The following is a 20248-nucleotide window of genomic DNA, read 5'->3' as shown; positions in this document are numbered from 1 at the left end:
TCAAGTCCAAAATTTGCGTTTTTTTTTTTTTTGATAGTATCTTGTTCTTAAAGCATTTGAAAGAAATTTAAACAAACCGATTTTATGGGAAGTTAAATATTCTTTGATAGAATTTTATAGTTTAGTTGTATATACAACTAAAACCGCGATGGCTCTACTATAAATACAAAAAGGAGGAGACAATGAATCATCGTTTGAGAAAGCAGCCGGGGGGGGGGGTATCACTCATTTTCTAGCCTGATTTTGGGCATTTTCTTCTTCTCTTCTCTGCTCTTTTCATCTTTATTTTCATCGGGTTTTCGTCTCACAGAACAAAGCCTTAATGGCACGGCTTTAAGCTCTGCCTATATCGCAGGAGCTTATGGTGCAGACAGCACTTACTACAATCCTGCCAATATGGGTTGGGATGATAATAACAAGCATGAGCTTGAAATTAATGCAACAATGATTTATATCCCTGCTTTTGATTTCGTTACAGAAGGACGCGATAAGGGAATGACTTTGACTTGCACAGGAAGTGCTTTGACGGATAGTGCTTGTAGTGATATTCGAGGTTCTTATGGAGGTGGTGCGGCAGAAGTGGAAGGAAAGGGTAATAAAACCTTGCAACCCGTGCCAAAGATTTTCTACAAAACACGTTCTTACAATCTCTTTGGAATCAAGACAAATTTTGGGCTATCCTTTACGACACCATCAGGGCTTGCGATGGATTGGGACGGTGAAGGTGGGGGATTCCTTGATGATGTGATGATTATGATGCTAGAGCTTAATCCTGTCGTTTCTTTCAAGCTAAGTGATCACTTTTCTTTTGCGGTTGGGATTCGAGGATTATATTCTTCAGGAGAATTTAATAATACCCTTTATGTTCCCATTGCTTATACAACTACACAGGGAATGATGGGTCAAAATGCTACCGTTGATGCCAAAGGCACGACTAAAGTAACGCAAAGCTCAAATGCTGCCGCTTCTGGCTTGGGGTATAATTTCGCCCTTACAATCCGCCCTTTTACCAAAAGTGATTTTCGCATTGCTGTAACCTACCGCACTAATATCCATATGGATATGAAGGGCTCTCTTAGCGCGACTTCATATGTCGATATGGGACAAATGGCTTCAGGCACAATCGGTATGGACGCAGACTTGACACTTTCAGCAGACTTACCACCAATCCTTAATATCGCTTTTATGAAATCCTTTGGACGCTTGCAGACAGAATTTGTGATTGAGAAGACCTACTATGGCAGTGCGGATATTTTCGAATTCTCTTATTCTAATCAAAGATTCACTAACAATGTAAGCGGAAAAGTTTGTGGTCTCTATCTATTTGGTAAATGCACAACTTGGGTAGATACAGCTTCTTATATTGACCCTGCCCAAATGCTTGGGGCAGCGGATTATAGCGCAGTCGCTTATGGTAATGGCTGGAAAGATGCGATGGCGTATCGCCTAGGTTTGACTTTCAATTATTCACCTAAGCTCAAACTTATGGGGAGCTTTGCTTATGATAAAACTCCCGCTCCACAAGGGCAATTTGGTATCCCCGATGCAAATGCCTATGTCTTTGGCGCAGGGCTAAGGTATCAAATATGGAATGGAAAGGGTGATGTAGGCATCGCGTATAATATCGCGCTTAAAGATAACTCCAAAAGTTTTGTCCAAAGTAAAGACGGAATGGGACAACTCCAACTCCTCACAATGGGAGCAAAATACCGATTCTAGAATCTAGCAGTGGGGCAATCCTCACTGCAAAAATTATACATTAAATCTAAAGTGCATCACATCGCCGTCTTGGACAATATAATCTTTTCCCTCAATGCGCATTGCTCCTGCTTCTTTTGCCTTTGCCTCGCCGCCGTATTTGACGAAATCCGTATATGCGATTGTTTCAGCACGAATGAAACCTTTCTCAAAATCTTTGTGAATCACACCTGCAGCTTTGGGTGCGCTATCACCTTTATGTATTGTCCAAGCACGCACTTCTTTGACACCTGCTGTAAAATAACTAATCAATCCAAGTTTTGCAAAACCCTCGCGTATGATAGATTCTAATCCACTTTCTTGCGCACCTAGAGATTCCAAAAACTCTTTTCTTTCACTATCCTCCATTCCGACCATTTCTTCTTCAATCTTTGCACAAAGTTTTATAGCAATCGCACCATTTTGCTGCGCATATTCACGCACTTTTTGCACCCATTCATTGTCAGATTCTAAACCTGTTTCATCAACATTCGCACCATAAATCACAGATTTATAACTCAAAAAACGCAAACTTTGGTTGAGTGCGATAAAACTCTCATCATCACATTTAGCAAAACTCCGCGCGGGTTTATTACTCTCTAAATGGGCGAGAAGCTCTTGAGCAACCATAAGCTGGGCATTTGCTCCTTTTTGCGCCTTACTTTCCCTTTGAAGTTTCTCAATGCGCTTATTAAGGCTTGCAATATCCGCGAGAAGCAACTCTAACTCAATAATCTCAATATCACCAATAGGATCAATGCGTCCCTCAACATGTGTGATATTAGAATCATCAAAGCAACGCACAATATGCAATATCATATCAGATTCTTTAATATTGGCTAAGAATTGATTCCCAAGCCCTTCACCTTTACTTGCACCGCGCACAAGCCCGGCAATATCCACAAACTCTATGGTAGAGTGCTGAATCCTTTGGGGATTCACAATCTTAGCAAGTTCATCGAGTCGAGAATCTGGCACAGGCACAATTGCTTTGTTTGGTTCAATCGTGCAGAAAGGATAGTTTGCAGCTTCCGCATTTTGCGCTTTAGTCAAGGCATTAAAAGTCGTTGATTTGCCTACATTTGGCAAACCTACGATACCTATTGATAATCCCATATTATGCCTTTGATGCAAGATCAAGGATAAACTCTACCCCTGCTCTCACACCTGCTCCACTTGCTCCAAAAGGATTAATATCCCACTCTTTTTCTACATACGCTGGTCCTGCAATGTCGATATGCAGCCATTTATCTTGATATTCTTTGCGGATAAATTCACTCAAAAATAATCCTGCGCTGATTGCTCCACCATAGCGACTTGAAGAGATGTTACACACATCAGCAATTTTAGATTCTATTAATTTTTTAATATGTCGGTTAAAAGGTAAGGTCGCCATTAGCTCACCACTTTCAAGCGCAATACTTTCAAAACGATTTTTCAAAGCTGTATTATGTCCCATAATCCCACTTGTGTATTCTCCTAAAGCCACGACACAAGCCCCTGTCAATGTCGCAAAATCAATCAACACATCGGGATTAAGATCTTGTGCATAACTAAGACAATCAGCCAATACCAAACGCCCCTCTGCATCAGTATTACGCACTTCAATCGTTTTACCCTCACGCGAAACAAGCACATCATCGGGTTTATACGCATTACCACCGATCATATTTTCTGCAGCACCAATAATACTATGCACTTCTATTTTTACTCCCAATGCTGCGATTGCTTGAATGATCCCCATGACTGCACAGCCTCCGCTCTTATCAGCCTTCATCGTAACCATATAATCCGCAGGCTTAAGCGACAATCCTCCACAATCATAAGTCAAACCCTTGCCTACCAACACAATGCGTTTTTTTGCGCCTTTTGGTTTATAGGCTAGATGTATCAAACGAGGCGGGTTATTAGAAGCACGATTAACAGCTAAAAACGCATTCATTTTTTCTTTTTCCAAATCATTTTCATCTAACACTACGCATTCGATTTGCCCAGAATCTTTACTTACTTGTTTAGCAATTTTGGCAAGATATTTAGGCGTAGCAACTTGAGGGATTGTGTTGATAATTTCACGCACAAAATTCACATTCTCGGCAATGATTGTAGCCTTATTTACCATATTTTGAGTATCTTTTAAAATCGCCTTTTCATCACACAAGATTAATTCTTTAAGGACAAAAGGAGGTTTTTTGCTTTTATAAACGATACATTCATAAGCCCCAAGCAATGCCCCTATCAACAATGCGTAGGCATTTTTCTCATTCCATTTGCCTTCGAGATTTACGCCGACACTCTTATAAGGCAATGCCTTAAAATATCGCACTATCTGCGCTCCAATCTCGCGTATAGATTCACTATCAAGTGTTTCAAGACACACATATAATGTTTTTTCTTCTTGAGAAAAAAACTTCCCCTCACCCTCGAATCCAAAAGCTTTTAGCTTCTTAAAACTCGCACTTTTAGTAAAATCACTTTTCTTTGCGATACACACATTTGCATCAATCTTAATATTTTGTCCTTGAGCAATGCTCACTTTCATTTCAACTCCTTTTGTGTTAGTTCATCTGTGATTTTCTGAATCTTGGCATCTACTTTTCTTGTCTGTGTATAAAAATACCACCATACTCCTCCAGCAATTGCAACTGCTAAAGGTATCAACAAATAAGGGTGCGATTTAAACCAATCAAGCACAATGAAAATCTCTTCTCCAAATATCCATGTAAGCACAATTGTAATGCTCGCCCATACCCAAGCAGATAAAAGATTAATCATAGCGAATTTAAGCGCGCTGTAACGCGTTGTGCCGATACTCATCGGAATAATCGTGCGCATACCATACATATAACGTTGCAAAAAAATAATAGGCCAGCCGTATTTTTTTAATAACAAGTGTGCGAGAGCAAACTTTCGCCTTTGGGAAGCGAATTCTTCTTGTATCATTCTGCGGTTAAACCGCCCGATATAAAAATAAATCTGATCACCCACAAACCCCCCAAGTCCTGCGATAAAAATCGCCAAAAGCATTGTCATTTTCCCATCATGGACAGCCAATCCGGCAAAAATCAATCCTAACTCACCCTCCAAGATACCCCAAAAAAATAAAATGACATATCCCCAATCTTCGACATGATTTTCCCACAATTGTGTGATAAATTCTTCTAAAGAAAATCCTGAATGCTGATAGTAAGCAAATAAACCTAAAACACAAAGAAAAATAACTGCCCATGTAATAACACGCTTAGTATTCTTTTGACAAAAATGCAGTATCTTTTGAACTTTGTTCATCACAACTACTCACCATCAAGCTCAAGCATACTGAATACTTTTGTATAAGAAGAAAGTTTTTTTGCTCCATTTAAGCCCTTAAGGTGAATTAAAAAACCCGCTTCTATACATTGCGCACCCATTGACTGAATCAGCTTTATACTTGCTTCCGCTGTGCCTCCTGTGGCAATCAAATCATCAATCAAAACGACTTTTGCATTTTTTTTATCGCCAAAAGCATCAGTATGAATCTCAATCTCATCAAAACCATACTCAAGGCTATATTTTTCACTTTTTGTTGTATAAGGGAGCTTACCTTTTTTGCGTATAGGCACAAATCCTACACCCAACGCATAAGCTAAAGCGGAGGCAAAAATAAATCCACGCGCCTCAATCCCCGCGATAAAATCAATCTCTTGATTCTCATAACGTTGTTTAAAAGCCTCTATTACTTCCGAAAAAACTTCTGCATTGCCAATAAGGGTAGTAATATCATAAAAGACAATACCCGGTTTAGGGTAGTCATTAATCTCACGAATTGCACTTATAATTTTTGATTTATCCATTTTTTGCTCCTATTTTTAGAGTAATGCCTCGATTTTTTGTTCTAAATCTTTAATACGCGCTTTATATTTGTCTGTCTCGATTCTGTATTGAGAATTTCTTGATTTTAACACTTTTACTTCATTTTTAAGAGCATTCATTTCTTGGGTTAATATATCAATATTTCCCAAAGCCCTTTGAAGTTGCAATTGATGTTTGCGAATAAGAATCTCTGCTTCATTAAGGGTTAATTTCATCGCGGCAGAATTGCGCTCTTCTTTTTGAGCAACACTGCGATAAAAAAATGTCCGCACGATCATATAAAGCACAAATAAAATAAATCCTGTCAAGAAAAACCATTGCGCAATAAAAGTCATTTGTTCCCCTTTACATTAAATTGATCTTACGCCTAATGCGATTTAAGCTTAGAAATTCTTGCCAAATGCCTACCACCTTCAAAAGGCGTATCGATAAATGCTTCAAGTATCGATTCGACTTCGCCTATACCACTGATTCGTTCGCCCATACAAAGCACATTAGCATCATTATGAGCTCGTGCCATTTTCGCCATATACGCATCGGTGCAAAGTGCAGCACGAATATACTCGTAACGATTAGCAGCAATGCTCATTCCAATCCCACTTCCACAGACGAGAATCCCTCGCGCATCGTCATATTCACGCATCTTTTCACACACTTTTTGAGCAAAATCTGGATAATCCACTCTTTGCGTATCAGTTGGAGCAAGGTCAATCACTTCAAAACCTTTGCTTTGCAAATATTGTTTAATAAAATCCCGAAGATTCACGCCTGCGTGATCTGTCCCAATGATATAAACCATTCTACCCCCTTACTTTGGCATTGCTTCACGCATATGCTTTTCCAAAGATCCCACAGATTGAAACATTCGCTCCCATCGAATCGTATAGCGTTTATAAGTATCTTCATCGGCGCGAGATTCCTGACTATTGGCTTGATTGATACTAAAATAAATAAACCAAGGCGTGCCGATAATGTTTTTATAAGGCACACTGCCCCAAAATCGAGAATCTTGACTATTATTGCGATTATCCCCAATCATAAAAAACTCATCATCATCAATCTTTTTATAAAACATATTGCCGATTTTTGACGCACTATCGCTGATTCTATTCATACTCAAAGAAAAAGGATTCATACTCAACATTCTGTTATAAGCACTATTGTGATTGACAACAAGCTCGCTAGGATTCTTATCGGTATATTCACGCTTCCATAAATCACAATATTCTTCACCATCGCCAATATTTCTGCCTTCTTGGCTGCTTGACACGCATACTTTTTGGTAAAGTTTCCCTTCATCATCACTTAAATATATCTCACCTGTGCGCATATCTTGATACATATCTTGATAAAAAATACCCGGGTGTTCTCCCATATAAGGCTCTTTTACAAAAAGTTTGCCAAGCTTTTCCACAAGGACATAGCCCGAATAATGCTCTTTGATATACTCGTCTCCCTCAAAAGGTCGCAAATAAAACCCGCTTTCATCAAAAATCACCTCATCACCACCCACTGCAAAAGTGCGTTTGACATAATAGATTTTTTCTAAATGAGGTGGGACAAATACAACGACATCACCGCGTTTAGGACGCTTACCCGTGATAAGATGCCCATCACCATTAAAATCAGGCAAAATTTTCCATTCAAGCCATGGAATAACGGGTGTGGGGATACCATAACTGAATTTTTTGACAAACAAAAAATCACCCTCATAAAGTGTCCCTACCATAGAACGAGTAGGAATCACAAAAGCCTGCATTATGAAAAAAATCAAAAACAAAACAATAATAATCGTGCCTACCCAACTTGAAACAAAAGCCCATATTGATTGAAAAATTTTTTTAAACATTATATTCCTTTATATCCCTTTGCGTGAATCCGAACGATTTTTGGCAGCTTTAAGTGTATTCTGCAAAAGAGTAGCAATCGTCATTGGTCCAACGCCTCCGGGAACAGGCGTGATATAGCTTGTCTTAGGAGCGACATTAGCAAAATCCACATCACCGACAATTGCTCCAGAATCTAAACGATTAATTCCAATGTCTATAACAATTGCTCCTTGCTTTACCATATCAGCAGTAATCAGTCCGACTTTGCCCACTCCCACACACACAATATCCGCATTTCTCGTGTAGGCAGCGACATCACGCGTAAGGATATGGCACAAACTCACGGTCGCACCTGCATTAAGCATCAAACTTGCCAAAGGTTTGCCTACGATATTACTCATACCGACAATCGCGACATCTTTACCGCTTACTTCAATCTCATAAGCCTTAAGAAGTCTCATCACACCCAATGGTGTAGCAGGGATAAAAGCATCAAGATTCGCGCTCAAACGCCCGATATTGAAAGGGTGGAATCCATCGACATCTTTTTTAGGATCAATTGCTTCGAGAATCTTTTCACTATCAATATGCTTAGGTAAGGGCAATTGCACCAATATACCATCAATATTAGGATTATGATTTAATATATCAATCACGGATAAAAGTTCATCTTGAGTGATTGTAGAGGGCATTTCATGTGTTACTGAATAGATTCCTACACGTTTGCAAGCCTTTGCCTTCATACCCACATAAGCACAACTTGCGGGATCATTGCCAACCAAAATCACTGCAAGTCCGGGTGTGATACCCTTTTCAGAGATTTTTTGAATTTCTACTGCCAAATCTTTTTCGATTTTTGCACTCAAAGATTTGCCATCAAGTAATGTCATATTTAAAGCCTTTGGAAATATCATTACGCTATTATAATAAAATATATTAAAGAATGAATGTTTTGAAGGGTATTTTATGAAGAAAAGTATTTTATTTATGAGCATATTTGTGCTTTATGGTCTTTTAAACGCAGAAGAAATTCTTCAAGATTCAGAATCTTCTGCTCCTGTTTTCTCGCAAAATGAATACGGCAAAAATCTTTATGAGAATCCACGCGGTATTGCTTGCAATAAATGTCATGGGCAAAAAGGTGAAGGAGGCAAAATTGCAGACTATAAACATAAGGGTGTGAATAAAATACTTTTTGCCCCGCAAATTAATAATGTCGAATTTAGTGTCTTCCAACGCGCTCTTAATAAACAAAAAGGTGTGATGCCTCAATATTATCTGACCGATGAAGAAATCACTGCGATTTATATGTATCTGTATCAGCCCTAAACGCGCAGATTCTAATATCGGCTTCAAGCAGATGCCTAATCCTTACCTAATTGATAGAAAGTTTCTATGCTTTTGCATCGCATAATGTGAGACAAAAAAGCACACGAGATTGATGTTTATGCAAAACTGCAATTGCCTCATTAAGGCTCGTGCCTGTCGTGATAATATCATCAAAAATCACTACATCTTGACTTTTACCATTATAGTCAAATTTCTTAGGGTGGGATTGCCGAAACGCAAGACTTTGCCCCGCATATTTGACATTATTTCGTGCCTTAAGAGAGCCAAAAATGGGCGTGAGTTTACCCTGACTCGCATCAGCAAAGGTTTTAAGAATCACGCCGGTATGAGAGTAAAAAGTATAAGGATAATCATCAAGAGCAATGGCATCTGCTTTAAAAGGCAACTCTCCTTGTGCAAAAAAATACTTTGCAGCCTTTTGTGAGAGGCATCGCAAAATCCGTGAGCCTACTAAATGATATTTTGACTGCATCAAATACGCTACATCATCGTATCGGTAAAAACTATAAACTTTAGTATCGTAGGATAAGATTCTGTGGCGAGGCGTGAGCGGGACTTGCTCTAAGCATACTGCACAAATCGCTTTCCAGCTAAAAGCCCCACACACTAGACATTTCATTACATCAAGTTTCCAATCTCCGCACAAATGCGCTCCAAAATCACTTCTTGACTTTGCTTTGCATCAAGAACGACAAACTTTACTTTCATCATTTGCACGATAGAGATAAATTGATCTTGAATTGTAAGCATATAATCTATACCCCGTGATTCGATATGATCATGTGATTTTTGACGCATACGATCACAAAGCGTATCCCTATCAAGTTTTAGAATCACAACTAAATCCGGCAACATCTCACGCAAGGCAAAAATGTTCAAAGCAAGATTCCATTCTTTATCGACATCTTTTGCATACGCGATTCCAGAGACTAAACTCCTATCAGAAATCACAAGCGTTTGTGTATGCCGATGATGAGACAAGACTTCGTGATAATGTTGCGCCCTATCAGCGAGAAACAAAAATAATTCTGCACGAGAATCAAGTGGCGCATTATGCGAAGGATACAATATCAGATTCCGAATCTGCTCTCCTAACGCACTACCGCCGGGCTCTTTTGTAAAAGTCGCATCAGGATAACACGCCTTTAAAAGTTCAATCTGTGTGCTTTTACCACAAGTATCTATGCCTTCAATCGCAACATACATCAGTCTTTCCTTTCATTTTAATGATATTTTGCTTGATTTGTATTTTGTTTTTTATCTGTGTGTTTCGCGAAGCATTTGGATATACCCATACACACTTTTTGGCACTAAATGCCCAAATTCTCCGTTATGTTCGATGATAGAACGCACCACAGAAGAGCTAATAAACGCATTTTGCAAGGTTGGCATAAAATAAATAGTCTCAAGATTTGCGTTTAAAGACGCATTAGCATAGCCCATTTGTAATTCATATTCAAAATCGCTCACCGCACGCAAACCTCTAATAAGCATTTTTGCACCTTTTTGTTTTGCAAAATCCGCAAGGAGATTCTCAAAACCTTCTACCTCGACATTAGGCATTGTATTAGTGCTAAGACAAAGCATTTCTTTGCGTTGTTCAAGAGAAAACATTGGATTTTTAGCATTAGATTTGGCAATGGCAACAATGACTTTATCAAAAATCTCCACAGAACGTTTGATAATGTCCAAATGTCCATTTGTAATAGGATCAAAAGTGCCCGGATAAATTGCTAACTTTCTCATTTTTTACCTTTTTATTGATGTGTTTGTATAAAGATTCTCCCAACGCTTATAAAGATTATTCTGAATCCCTAGTGCATCAAGCCACTTACCGATAAAGAAAAACTCCATAGAATCTATATCTTGTGCCTTTGCATAATACGCCACAATAGGTGGGGCGATAATCACGCCAAGCTGCGCAAGCTTAGACATTTGCTCTAATGCAATCGCACTTAGAGGCATTTCACGCGGAGCAAGTAAAAGAATGCGCCTTTCTTTCAGCATCACACTCGCACAACGCGAAAGCAAATCATCACATAACCCATTAGCAATCTTTGCAAGAAGATTCATACTTGTCGGCACAATCGCCATCGCATCGATTCCAAAACTCCCTGAAGCAATGCAACTGCTCATTTCATTTTCATCAAAAATATAAAATGACCTGCCTTGTAAGAGAATCTCAAGCTCTTTTTTGATGTCTTTTTTATTTTCATGATAGGCGACCTCTTTCGCACCCTCACTAATGATAATAAAAAGCTCCATAGATTCTGGTAAAGATTGGATTAATTTAAGTCCTAAATGGACACCACTTGCCCCACTAATACCTATTACTATTTTTTTGATGTCTGTGCGCATTCTGTCCTCTTGCTCTTCGTTTTAGAATCTATAAAATCTCACCTTTACCCTCATTGGTGATTTTCACACGAATGATTTTTCCACTGATAGGATTTTGGGCATTAATGATTTCATTTTGAATTGCATTTTGTTTAGCAATCAGCACTGCCTCCATCAGCACACCCTCTTGACGACTTGAAACGACAATTTTATCACCTTTTTTGACGATAATTCTGGGCTTGATTTTATCCTTTGTGATTACTAAATCGGCACGAATATAACTCTTTGCCCCGCTATTACCCACATCATCAGGTGTCATCAAATCGCCTCTGTTTTTTTCAAAGTCAATCAGGGCAATTTTCGTATTTTGCAAGGTTAGATTCTCATTGATACTAATATTTTGTGTGCTTTTAACGACTTTAAGTGAAGCGTGAATCTGATAAAGAAAAGTAGCTTGCTTATTTGCAGAAGATGTGTGATATTTCATCACAAAAGTGCCACTATTTTTTTTTAAGGCACTTGTATTGAAATCATAATCATCAGGCGTATAATGCTTTGGCAAATCATGCAATGGACGCAACTGAATCTGTTTAATCTCAATATTATCTCCATAATACTGGATATACATTTTTTCAAGAAATTCTAAAGGCGCACTTTCACGCATATCACTCACAAATTCAAATTCTACAAAAATATCTTCAAAGCTTAGATCATACCCATACCGCGCAAAAATCAACTTTACATCGACACTCTTAAGTCGTAATGTAAAACGATCTGGCGGAATCGTAGCGATTTTGAAATGTTTTTGAATCTTAGGAAAAATATCTGTAGAATAAACCTCTGAATGAGAAACCCCATAGTGCTTTGCCAAAAAAAGCTGTTTGGGAGGAATGTCATAATTTTGAATCGATTCTTGCGCGTAACACGCACCAAAAATCATCAAAACGAATGCACATAATTTCAAACAATAAAAACGCACTCTTCAACCCTTCCTTTCAAATCACACTTTCTAAGTTATACTATATTTGATTAAATATTTTGGATTCTTAATACGATTTAGCTTTCCACAATCTGCACAAATGAAGCCAAAATCTTGCGTTCTAATCCCGCAAAATTAATCTGAAGCTGACACTGACTACCCTTGCCTTGTATGTGTTGCACAATACCTATGCCAAAGATTTTATGCTGCACTTTCATACCCTTGCAATACTTGACATCTGCGTCTGATTCTTTGTTAGAATCTAAAGAATAATGAGAATCTCGCATATTGTTTGATTCTTTTAAAAATCGTGATTTGCGCATTCTTTCTCGCTTACCACGATAAAATCGACTTTTAGCATAAGAGATATTCAAAAAATCTTTCGCTCGCGTAAAAGCTACATAGCCTAACCGCCTTTCTTCTTCAATATCACCCTCATCTTCACCCCTTATCAAAGGAAAAAACCCTTCCTCAAAGCCAATAATGTAAAGATGTTGAAATTCCAATCCCTTTGCAGAATGCACACTCATACAATACACTGCCTCACCCTCAATCTCATCGGTTGCATTACTCAATGCAAGATCATTTAAAAAATCTTCCAAATGACTTCGTGGATTCTTCATTGCATATTCTCGAAAGAGAGCATAAAACTCGTTAATATTGCCCTCTCTATCGACTTCATCAAGTATGCTGAATTCAAAATGTAGATTATTTTCCATCTCTTCAATCAAATCTTCCAAGCGGTCCTTAGCAAGAATCTGCCAACCTAAAAGCTGGTCAATAAATTCCTTAATCACTTGATAATTTTTCTCTCCAATCTGTTGTGCTGTCTCTAAAGGATTCTCTCGCACACACGCTATACAAGACTTCTGCAAACTTTGCGCTAAGGCAGTGAGTTTATTTTGAGTAATCTTGCCAATACCGCGTTTAGGACGATTAACAATGCGCATAAAAGAAAAATCATCATCAAGATTCACAAGAAGACGCAAATAACTAAGCAAATCTTTGATTTCTGACCGCTCATAGAATCTCATCGCACCGATTAATTTATAGGGAATCTTTGCACGATTAAGCCCTTCTTCAATACTTCTTGACAACGCATTCACACGAAAAAGAATGGCAATTTCACTTGCTTTTACGCCTTGATCAAGCAAACCTCTGATTTCTTGTGCGACTTTTTGCGCCTCGCTTGTCTCATCTTCGTTTTCAATCACACGCACTGCTTCGCCCTCACCTTTCACACTATGGAGAATCTTACCAAGCCTGTTATGATTATGACTGATGAGTTTATTCGCTGCATCAAGTATTTGTGTGCTTGAGCGGTAATTTTCTTCAAGCTTGACAACCTTAACATTATCAAATTGCTTAGAAAAATTGAGAATATTGTGAACATTTGCACCACGCCAACCATAAATACTTTGATCATCGTCTCCCACAACACAGAGATTCTGATGAGTGAGGGCAAGACGCTTTAAGATTTTATACTGAATCTCATTAGTGTCTTGATATTCATCGACCATAATGTATTGATATTTTTGGCTGATATTTTGAGCAATATCCTCACAAGTATCAAGAATCTTAAAAGTAAGATAAAGCAAATCATCAAAATCAAGCAGATTCTTAGAGAGCAAAAATGCTTCATATTCTTGATAAATCCGATGAAGCAACGCATCTTTTTCGTTTGCAATATATGCCTTACTTTCTTCGGGTGAGAGAGAAGCATTTTTCATATTTGAGATATAGTAATCAAATTGCGAAGTGGGTAATTTCTTGGACAAATCCTTAATAATGGCTCGTTTATCTTCCGTATCAAGCACGATAAAGTTTGACAAACGCGAAAGCCTATCAATATATAATCGTAAAAACATCAATCCGAATCTGTGAAAAGTGCAGAGCAAAGGCGGTGGCATACTGCGAGAATGCTCCAGTAATCCCAAAGCCCTATCTCGCATCTCTTGTGCGGCTTTATTTGTAAAAGTCAATGTCAATGTCGAGCTTGCAGGGATACCCACCTCATCTATCAAATATGCCAAACGCGTGGTGAGCGTTTTTGTTTTCCCACTCCCTGCACCTGCAAGAATCAGCATCGCCCCGTCAATGTGTTGCGCTGCTTCTCTTTGGGCGGGATTGAGCTGTTGGAGAGCAAGTTCGATATGATTTTGAATCTTCTCTTCCATTCAGACCCTTACGCTTTACTTGTCAAATACTTTATTGATAATCTTTGATGCTTGCCTCGACAGGAGCAAAATCCGGCTTTTCGGGTAACCAATGTTTAATCTCTTCATCACTCAAGCGTCTCCAAACTTTTGTTTCACCTACCAAACCCATTTTATCAACGCTCCCTCGCAATTCTAAACCATTATCTTTGAGAGTGATTTTGGCATAGTAAATTTTACCGGTATCAAAATTATAGACTCTGCCATCTTTGTAAGTATTACTTGAACCATCACGCACAAGATCAAAAATAAACACCGTTGTTTTATCAATACGATCTCTTAGAGCTGGATTCTCATTGTGTATGTCTTTCTTAGGAGGAGCTCCGTCAAGATTCGCAAAACCATAAGCATAGTATTTATTGTCCTTTTTGAAAAACTCCACAATCGCCTGTCGCCCACTCTCACCCTTATGTGTCATATAATACCCTACCAAATCTTGGGCAAAACATTGACCAAACAAAAAAACAATGATACTATATTTCAACAATTTACGCATCAACACTCCTTAACTTTAGAGAAAAATTATTTTTTAAAAATCATCAAAAATTCGCATTATACTTTGCAAGTGTAACAAAATTATATTAGAATATCATAATTTTTACCTCAAAAATAAATTTAAGAATCTCAAAACGAGGGTGATATTAATGCGTAAGCAACGATATATAGTATTAACAAGGATTACCTTAATCACGATTTGTAGTGTATTTATTTTTAGCACACAAGGATTATCTGCTCAAGAGATTAGGGACAAACCGATTCAAGAAGCACTAGGCGATGTTATGCAAACAAGGCAACAGCTACTCTATAATGTAGCAGGTAAAAAATTCCCCAAAGTCAAAGACCCAAGAGAAGGACTCTACGCCCTTGTCAATGTAGGAGTAGCCTACACACCTAATCTTGGCACAAGCAGTATATTAGGTGTCGAAGCAGGATATGACTTTATCTTAGGCAGAATCCATTCATTGCGCGTGTTTGGATTCTTTGATCGAACAAATTACGGCGCATTTGCAGATTTTGAATTTGATTCAACCAAGCCCAATCGAATGCAAATTTATCGCGGTGGGATTTCTGTTGAATATCGCATTTATGCCTCATCTTTCTTAGGTTTCCGCGTCAGACTTGCCTCTCTAGGTGCTTCAAGCTTTTCACGCACAAGCGACAGCCTTAACCCTACTTTTGAGAGCCAACGCAAAAAATGGTTTTATCCTACAATCGCCATTGGTCCTATATTTTATTATAAAAGACATCACGAGCTTTTTGTAGGCTTTGATTTGATTGATTACCAATCAAAACGCGATATGACGATTAACTATCTCAAATATTCACTTCGTTTTTGACAAGGAGACTTTATGGACATTGAAAAATACTATACCCAAGCAAACGCGCTTTTAAAGGGTCATTTTCTACTTAGCAGCGGGAATCACTCGGATCATTATTTACAATCCGCCAAAGTGCTTGAGAATCCAAAAATCGCACAAGAACTTGCCACTGCCCTAGCACAACAAATCAATGCAGCAAAGATTCAGATTGATTGTGTTTGTTCTCCGGCGATTGGTGGCATCTTAGCCGGATATGAACTCGCACGAGCATTGGGGGTGCGATTTATTTTCACCGAACGCGTAGAGGGGAGAATGACTCTAAGGAGAGGCTTTCAAGTCTCATTAGGAGAGAAGATTCTCATTTGTGAAGACATCATCACTACTGGTGGCTCTGCTTTAGAATCTGCGCAATGTGTAGAATTTGAAGGTGGAGAAGTAGTCGCTTATGCAGGCTTAGCAAATCGTGGCTTTTGTAAAAGAGTAGGCTCATCACTCCCTCGCAAACCCGAAGCAAGACTGCCCGAACATATTCCCTTTTTTGCATTAGAAGATTTTGTATTCAATATGTATGATCCCAAAGATTGCCCACTTTGCAAACAAGGACAAGAAGCGATTAAGCCCGGTAGTCGCGGCAATTAACAAAGATCACACAATGGCAAAAACCAAAAGGTGGCGTGAAGTCAAAAAATCCCCTTCTTCCAAGCAGCCTGACTTACCCAAAGGTATTTTCGGCGGAATGCCCCTCAAAGCAAAACTCCAAAGCATTTACGCCACAGAGAGAATCAAAGCATTTATCACTGATATGTTTATGATCAATATGCCTATTTTGTATCTCACGACTTATATTTTTCTCGATGGCAAGGACGCTTTCACACAGAATCAAAGTGCGATTTTGGCTTGCGGCTTGTGCTATGGAATCATCATCGCTTTATTTTTAGCATTTTCCGCACAAACGCCCGGTTATCGATATATGCGCATCAAACTCCTTAAAGATGATGAGCAAAAAGTCGGCTTCATACGCGCTTTTGTGCGCTATCTTTTATGGATTGTGGGGACGACTTTTCTCTTTGGCTTAGTTATGGGAATACTTCGCCGTGATGGCAAATGCTTCCACGATTGGCTTTGTAGCACACAAATTTTCCCTGTTTTAGAATCTGATAAATCTTCTAAAAGCTAAGAAAGATTCTCACTCAAAATTTACTTCAATCACAAGCAAAAATACTTGTATATGCAACTATTTGTAACAACGAATATTAAATTATCAAAAAAATTTTTTCGTTTTTTTTTTTTTTTGATTGTGTGCTTTATAATCAAAAGTATCCCATATAACAACATGTTAAATTTTAAGGGACAAAAAAGGATTAAAGATGAAAAAGATAATATTATCAGTCGCGTTGAGTGCGAGTTTATTAAGCGTAGCAAGTGCTCAAAGCAGCGGTTTGTTTGTGGGAATCAATGCAGGTGTGCCTATCACCACACCTACTTATGGTCCTGCTTTGCAAACAATGAAGAGTTTATTACCTACAACCGGAACTGGTTGGGCAATAGGCTTAGATTTAGGTTACAGACAGGCATTAAGCAACAATATGGGGTTACGCTATTACCTTTCTTACAATTACAATCAAAGTAAAGGTTCTAAAGATAATGGTCTAGCGGGAAAAGCAGAAGCTGATATTAATCAACATCTTATTACTGCAAATATCGATTATTGGGTAAATTTCACTCGCGCTTTTGGCGCATATATCGGTATCGGTGTAGGTTATCAACAATATAATCCTACTTGGAAAATAGGCGGGGTTGTTCCTATGCCTACCGAAGCTAAAGGAGGTCTTGCCGTGCCTTTAAATGTCGGGCTAACTTATAATTTCAATGATGCACATCAGATTCTACTCGGAGCAAAAATTCCTTTACTAGGTTTTGATTATCAAATTACACAACCTGTTATAGGAGATGTAAAAGCAGCTACACTCCGCACTTACATCGTGCAAGTGGGCTACAATCTTACATTCTAAGAAGTCTTAGCCTTTGTAGTTTAGATTCTGCCTATTATAGAATCTAAACTATCACAAATCCTTACCCTCGTTATTAATCCCAATCAGCACTACTTTTCAAAACAAAATGTGATAAAATACCCTAAAATCAAAACAAACACTATACACAAAGGAGTAAAAATGGATAAGCCTTATCTTAAATCATTTCCAGATTCTCAAGGCTTTTTTGGAGCTTTTGGCGGGAGCTTTGTCCCTCCACAAATCGCAGAGGCGATGAAAGAAATTGAGGAGAGCTATAATCTCATCGCACAAAATAGCGATTTTATCGCAGAATTACGCAAAATCAGGACACATTTTCAAGGACGCCCTACGCCGATTTATTTTGCTCACAATCTCACGAAAAAATACGGCGGTGCAGGAATCTATCTCAAAAGAGAAGATCTTAATCACACCGGTGCGCACAAGCTCAATCATTGTATGGGCGAAGCATTACTCGCAAAATTTATGGGCAAAAAAAAGCTCATTGCAGAGACAGGCGCAGGACAGCACGGCGTAGCCCTTGCGACAGCAGCGGCTTACTTTGGCTTGGAATGTGAGATTCACATGGGTGAAGTGGATATTGCCAAAGAACACCCTAATGTCGTGCGTATGAAAATACTTGGCGCAAATGTCGTCCCCGTAAGTTTTGGTGCAAAGACACTCAAAGAAGCGGTGGATTCAGCTTTTGAATCTTATCTCAAAGATCCTAAAAACTCTATGTATGCGATTGGTTCGGTTGTAGGACCTCACCCTTTCCCTAAAATGGTGCGTGATTTTCAAGCAATCATAGGCATAGAATCCAAAGAACAATTCCTTGAAATGACGGGCGAACTACCCGATAGCGTAGTTGCTTGTGTCGGTGGTGGAAGCAATGCTATGGGAATTTTTAGCGGATTCATTGATGATAGTGTCGAGCTTATAGGTGTCGAGCCTCTAGGCATAGGTGAAAAAATAGGCGAACACGCTGCAAGCTTAAGCTATGGAAATGAGGGGATTATGCACGGATTCAAATCCATTATGCTAAAAGATTCTCAAGGTGAACCCGCCCCTGTCCATAGTGTCGCAAGTGGGCTTGATTACCCAAGCGTAGGACCAGAACACGCTTATCTCCATAGTATCGGACGCACCAAAGTCGCCGCTATCAGCGACCAAGAAGCGATTAACGCCTTTTTTGAGTTGAGCAAGAATGAGGGCATTATCCCTGCAATAGAATCTAGCCACGCACTCGCATACGCATTAAAAATCGCACCTACACTTAAGGGTAAAAAGATTCTCGTGAATTTGAGCGGACGCGGTGATAAAGATATTGATTTTGTAGTCGAAAAATATGGCTATGGGGAATAATCCCCTACCCTCTCACAAATCCCTAAATCAAACTTGACAATAGCCAACCAAAGGAGCAACAATGGCAACAATTATGGAAAAAGATGTGCTTTTAGAATATGTAAGTTTTGGGTGGCTTGTTACAGATGATACCCCACAAAGCAGAGAAGATTTACATCGTATGGGGCAGTTGTGGCGTGAAATTTTAGAAACTCCCTATCAAGAAATTGACTATCAGGCAATGGTTGAGACCATAAAGGCGTTAAGAAGTAAATATGAAAATAATGATTCTACGAACTAAATGCAAGGCTTATGAGTGCAAAATCCTAATAATTCCATAGCCTTAAGCCTACCCCTACGCGTTGAGAGCGGATATTGTATTCATAAATATTATCTCCCCAACCATTAAGATATTGCGCATAAAGTCCCATATTTTTAGAGATTCTAATCGTCCAACCAAGCTCAAAATAAGGATAATATTTGCGTGCAATCACAGGACGAGCATAAAACTCCAACAAATGCCTAGAGCCTTTATAATAAATCCACAAATCGTTATACCCTCGATATTTTGGTAAATCCGCATTGTCATGCAAGAATCCATTATTATGCTTGCCAAAATACACCCATGCCATTGCTTGCACACCAAATACACCATTTTTAAACATCTGATGTTCCCAATTAGCACTCACAAACAAACGATTCTCCGTCCTTGAACGCGCTTCTCGCTCACCATTAGAGATATGATTATAACCCGCTGAAATACTCTTAAATCTTCCTCCTAAGAATCCTAACGCCCTCTCGTAAGAATAAAAAAGCTCGGGTTGATAGTCAAGGTCGCGAAATGGGCGAGAATCTTTCTTGTTATAATTCTGAAACCACGCGGTTTGTGTATAGGCAAAATAAAACTTCCCATAAGGTGAAAACAAATGACTTATCACTGGTAATTTAAAGCTAAATTGGAACTTCGTTTCATCACGGATATTGTTTTCCGTAGGAGCAGAAATCGAATGATAAAAGGGCAAAATATACACAGAACGATGCGGATAGAGCGCAATTCTCCGAGATTGATTATCTCCTAGCATTGTTTGCGATTTTTGCGGTGTGGTTTGTGATGATTCTTGTGATTCTCCCTCATCAGCCATTACGCATACATTAAAATACATTAACCCTAAGCCAATAATCAAAAAACTTTTAAAACGCATTTATATACCTTTGGATAAAATCATATTCCTTTGAAAAAATATTGCAGATTCTGTAAATATTTTATAGTAAAATGCCA

At 38.7% G+C, this 20248-nt stretch carries 24 protein-coding genes; 8 read left to right on the top strand and 16 right to left on the bottom strand.

What is annotated here, in order from left to right:
• Window positions 1-243 precede the first annotated feature (243 nt).
• Entirely contained in the window at window positions 244-1719 is a 1476-nt protein-coding gene (locus tag LS68_RS03550) for an outer membrane protein transport protein (protein ID WP_034369743.1), read from the top strand.
• A 33-nt stretch (window positions 1720-1752) separates the two neighbouring features.
• Here LS68_RS03550 and ychF read toward each other — a convergent pair whose 3' ends face one another.
• The 8 genes from ychF to folD are packed head-to-tail and all read right to left on the bottom strand — an operon-like array spanning window position 1753 to window position 8305.
• Complete coding sequence (ychF, locus tag LS68_RS03545; protein WP_034369741.1) at window positions 1753-2853, bottom strand: redox-regulated ATPase YchF; 1101 nt, start codon at window positions 2851-2853, stop codon at window positions 1753-1755.
• 1 nt (window position 2854) lies between these two features.
• A complete protein-coding gene (locus LS68_RS03540) occupies window positions 2855-4276 on the bottom strand; it encodes a leucyl aminopeptidase (protein WP_034369739.1) in 1422 nt (473 codons plus the stop codon).
• Window positions 4273-5022, bottom strand: coding sequence for a DedA family protein (locus LS68_RS03535; RefSeq protein WP_034370958.1), 750 nt, complete (start codon window positions 5020-5022; stop codon window positions 4273-4275). The genes LS68_RS03540 and LS68_RS03535 overlap by 4 nt, the downstream gene beginning before the upstream one ends.
• Window positions 5023-5027: 5 nt before the next feature.
• A complete protein-coding gene (locus LS68_RS03530; protein ID WP_034369737.1) occupies window positions 5028-5567 on the bottom strand; it encodes an adenine phosphoribosyltransferase in 540 nt (179 codons plus the stop codon).
• A 15-nt stretch (window positions 5568-5582) separates the two neighbouring features.
• Window positions 5583-5921, bottom strand: a complete 339-nt coding sequence (locus tag LS68_RS03525) for a hypothetical protein (RefSeq protein ID WP_034369736.1) — start codon at window positions 5919-5921, stop codon at window positions 5583-5585.
• Window positions 5922-5953: 32 nt separating this feature from the next.
• Window positions 5954-6385 (bottom strand): ribose 5-phosphate isomerase B, encoded by a 432-nt coding sequence (rpiB, locus tag LS68_RS03520; protein WP_034369733.1) that lies wholly within the window; start codon window positions 6383-6385, stop codon window positions 5954-5956.
• A gap of 9 nt (window positions 6386-6394) precedes the next feature.
• Window positions 6395-7435: a signal peptidase I gene (gene lepB, locus LS68_RS03515; protein ID WP_138090965.1), complete on the bottom strand. Its 1041-nt coding sequence runs from the start codon at window positions 7433-7435 to the stop codon at window positions 6395-6397.
• Window positions 7436-7444: 9 nt separating this feature from the next.
• A complete protein-coding gene (gene folD, locus LS68_RS03510; protein ID WP_034371735.1) occupies window positions 7445-8305 on the bottom strand; it encodes a bifunctional methylenetetrahydrofolate dehydrogenase/methenyltetrahydrofolate cyclohydrolase FolD in 861 nt (286 codons plus the stop codon).
• A 76-nt stretch (window positions 8306-8381) separates the two neighbouring features.
• Between folD and LS68_RS03505 the strand changes: the two genes are divergently transcribed.
• The gene (locus tag LS68_RS03505) at window positions 8382-8744 is read left to right on the top strand and encodes a c-type cytochrome (RefSeq protein ID WP_034371737.1); all 363 of its coding nucleotides are present in this window, start codon (window positions 8382-8384) and stop codon (window positions 8742-8744) included.
• Between the two features lie 64 nt (window positions 8745-8808).
• Here LS68_RS03505 and LS68_RS03500 read toward each other — a convergent pair whose 3' ends face one another.
• The 7 genes from LS68_RS03500 to LS68_RS03470 form a co-directional block, all read right to left on the bottom strand.
• A complete protein-coding gene (locus LS68_RS03500; protein ID WP_241993662.1) occupies window positions 8809-9411 on the bottom strand; it encodes a phosphoribosyltransferase family protein in 603 nt (200 codons plus the stop codon).
• A complete protein-coding gene (gene tmk, locus LS68_RS03495) occupies window positions 9384-9971 on the bottom strand; it encodes a dTMP kinase (RefSeq protein ID WP_034371740.1) in 588 nt (195 codons plus the stop codon). Before tmk ends, LS68_RS03500 begins: the two co-directional genes overlap by 28 nt.
• A 51-nt stretch (window positions 9972-10022) precedes the next feature.
• Window positions 10023-10511, bottom strand: coding sequence for a pantetheine-phosphate adenylyltransferase (gene coaD / locus LS68_RS03490; RefSeq protein WP_034371742.1), 489 nt, complete (start codon window positions 10509-10511; stop codon window positions 10023-10025).
• 3 nt (window positions 10512-10514) lie between these two features.
• Window positions 10515-11123, bottom strand: coding sequence for a UbiX family flavin prenyltransferase (locus LS68_RS03485; protein ID WP_034371745.1), 609 nt, complete (start codon window positions 11121-11123; stop codon window positions 10515-10517).
• Between the two features lie 28 nt (window positions 11124-11151).
• Window positions 11152-12081: a flagellar basal body P-ring formation chaperone FlgA gene (gene flgA, locus LS68_RS03480; RefSeq protein ID WP_241993661.1), complete on the bottom strand. Its 930-nt coding sequence runs from the start codon at window positions 12079-12081 to the stop codon at window positions 11152-11154.
• Between the two features lie 77 nt (window positions 12082-12158).
• Window positions 12159-14258: a UvrD-helicase domain-containing protein gene (locus LS68_RS03475; protein WP_081950940.1), complete on the bottom strand. Its 2100-nt coding sequence runs from the start codon at window positions 14256-14258 to the stop codon at window positions 12159-12161.
• A 31-nt stretch (window positions 14259-14289) separates the two neighbouring features.
• On the bottom strand, window positions 14290-14793 hold the full coding sequence (locus tag LS68_RS03470) for a DUF2147 domain-containing protein (protein WP_052100382.1): 504 nt from the start codon (window positions 14791-14793) through the stop codon (window positions 14290-14292).
• A 148-nt stretch (window positions 14794-14941) separates the two neighbouring features.
• Between LS68_RS03470 and LS68_RS03465 the strand changes: the two genes are divergently transcribed.
• From LS68_RS03465 to LS68_RS03440, 6 genes are all read left to right on the top strand, one after another.
• Entirely contained in the window at window positions 14942-15634 is a 693-nt protein-coding gene (locus tag LS68_RS03465; protein ID WP_138090962.1) for a hypothetical protein, read from the top strand.
• 12 nt (window positions 15635-15646) lie between these two features.
• The gene (gene pyrE / locus LS68_RS03460) at window positions 15647-16255 is read left to right on the top strand and encodes an orotate phosphoribosyltransferase (RefSeq protein WP_034371747.1); all 609 of its coding nucleotides are present in this window, start codon (window positions 15647-15649) and stop codon (window positions 16253-16255) included.
• A 13-nt stretch (window positions 16256-16268) separates the two neighbouring features.
• On the top strand, window positions 16269-16793 hold the full coding sequence (locus LS68_RS03455; protein WP_081950941.1) for an RDD family protein: 525 nt from the start codon (window positions 16269-16271) through the stop codon (window positions 16791-16793).
• A 190-nt stretch (window positions 16794-16983) separates the two neighbouring features.
• Window positions 16984-17628, top strand: coding sequence for an outer membrane beta-barrel protein (locus tag LS68_RS03450; protein ID WP_052100384.1), 645 nt, complete (start codon window positions 16984-16986; stop codon window positions 17626-17628).
• 159 nt (window positions 17629-17787) lie between these two features.
• On the top strand, window positions 17788-18990 hold the full coding sequence (gene trpB / locus LS68_RS03445) for a tryptophan synthase subunit beta (protein ID WP_034371750.1): 1203 nt from the start codon (window positions 17788-17790) through the stop codon (window positions 18988-18990).
• Between the two features lie 61 nt (window positions 18991-19051).
• The gene (locus tag LS68_RS03440) at window positions 19052-19270 is read left to right on the top strand and encodes a hypothetical protein (protein ID WP_138090959.1); all 219 of its coding nucleotides are present in this window, start codon (window positions 19052-19054) and stop codon (window positions 19268-19270) included.
• A gap of 25 nt (window positions 19271-19295) precedes the next feature.
• Here LS68_RS03440 and LS68_RS03435 read toward each other — a convergent pair whose 3' ends face one another.
• Window positions 19296-20171: a phospholipase A gene (locus LS68_RS03435; protein ID WP_052100386.1), complete on the bottom strand. Its 876-nt coding sequence runs from the start codon at window positions 20169-20171 to the stop codon at window positions 19296-19298.
• Window positions 20172-20248 lie beyond the last annotated feature (77 nt).

Origin of the sequence: Helicobacter sp. MIT 05-5293 (assembly GCF_000765665.2) — a bacterium.
GTDB lineage: Bacteria > Campylobacterota > Campylobacteria > Campylobacterales > Helicobacteraceae > Helicobacter_C.
The sequence above is the reverse complement of the archived record's forward strand: the minus strand, read 5'-3'. Positions and strand labels throughout refer to the sequence as shown.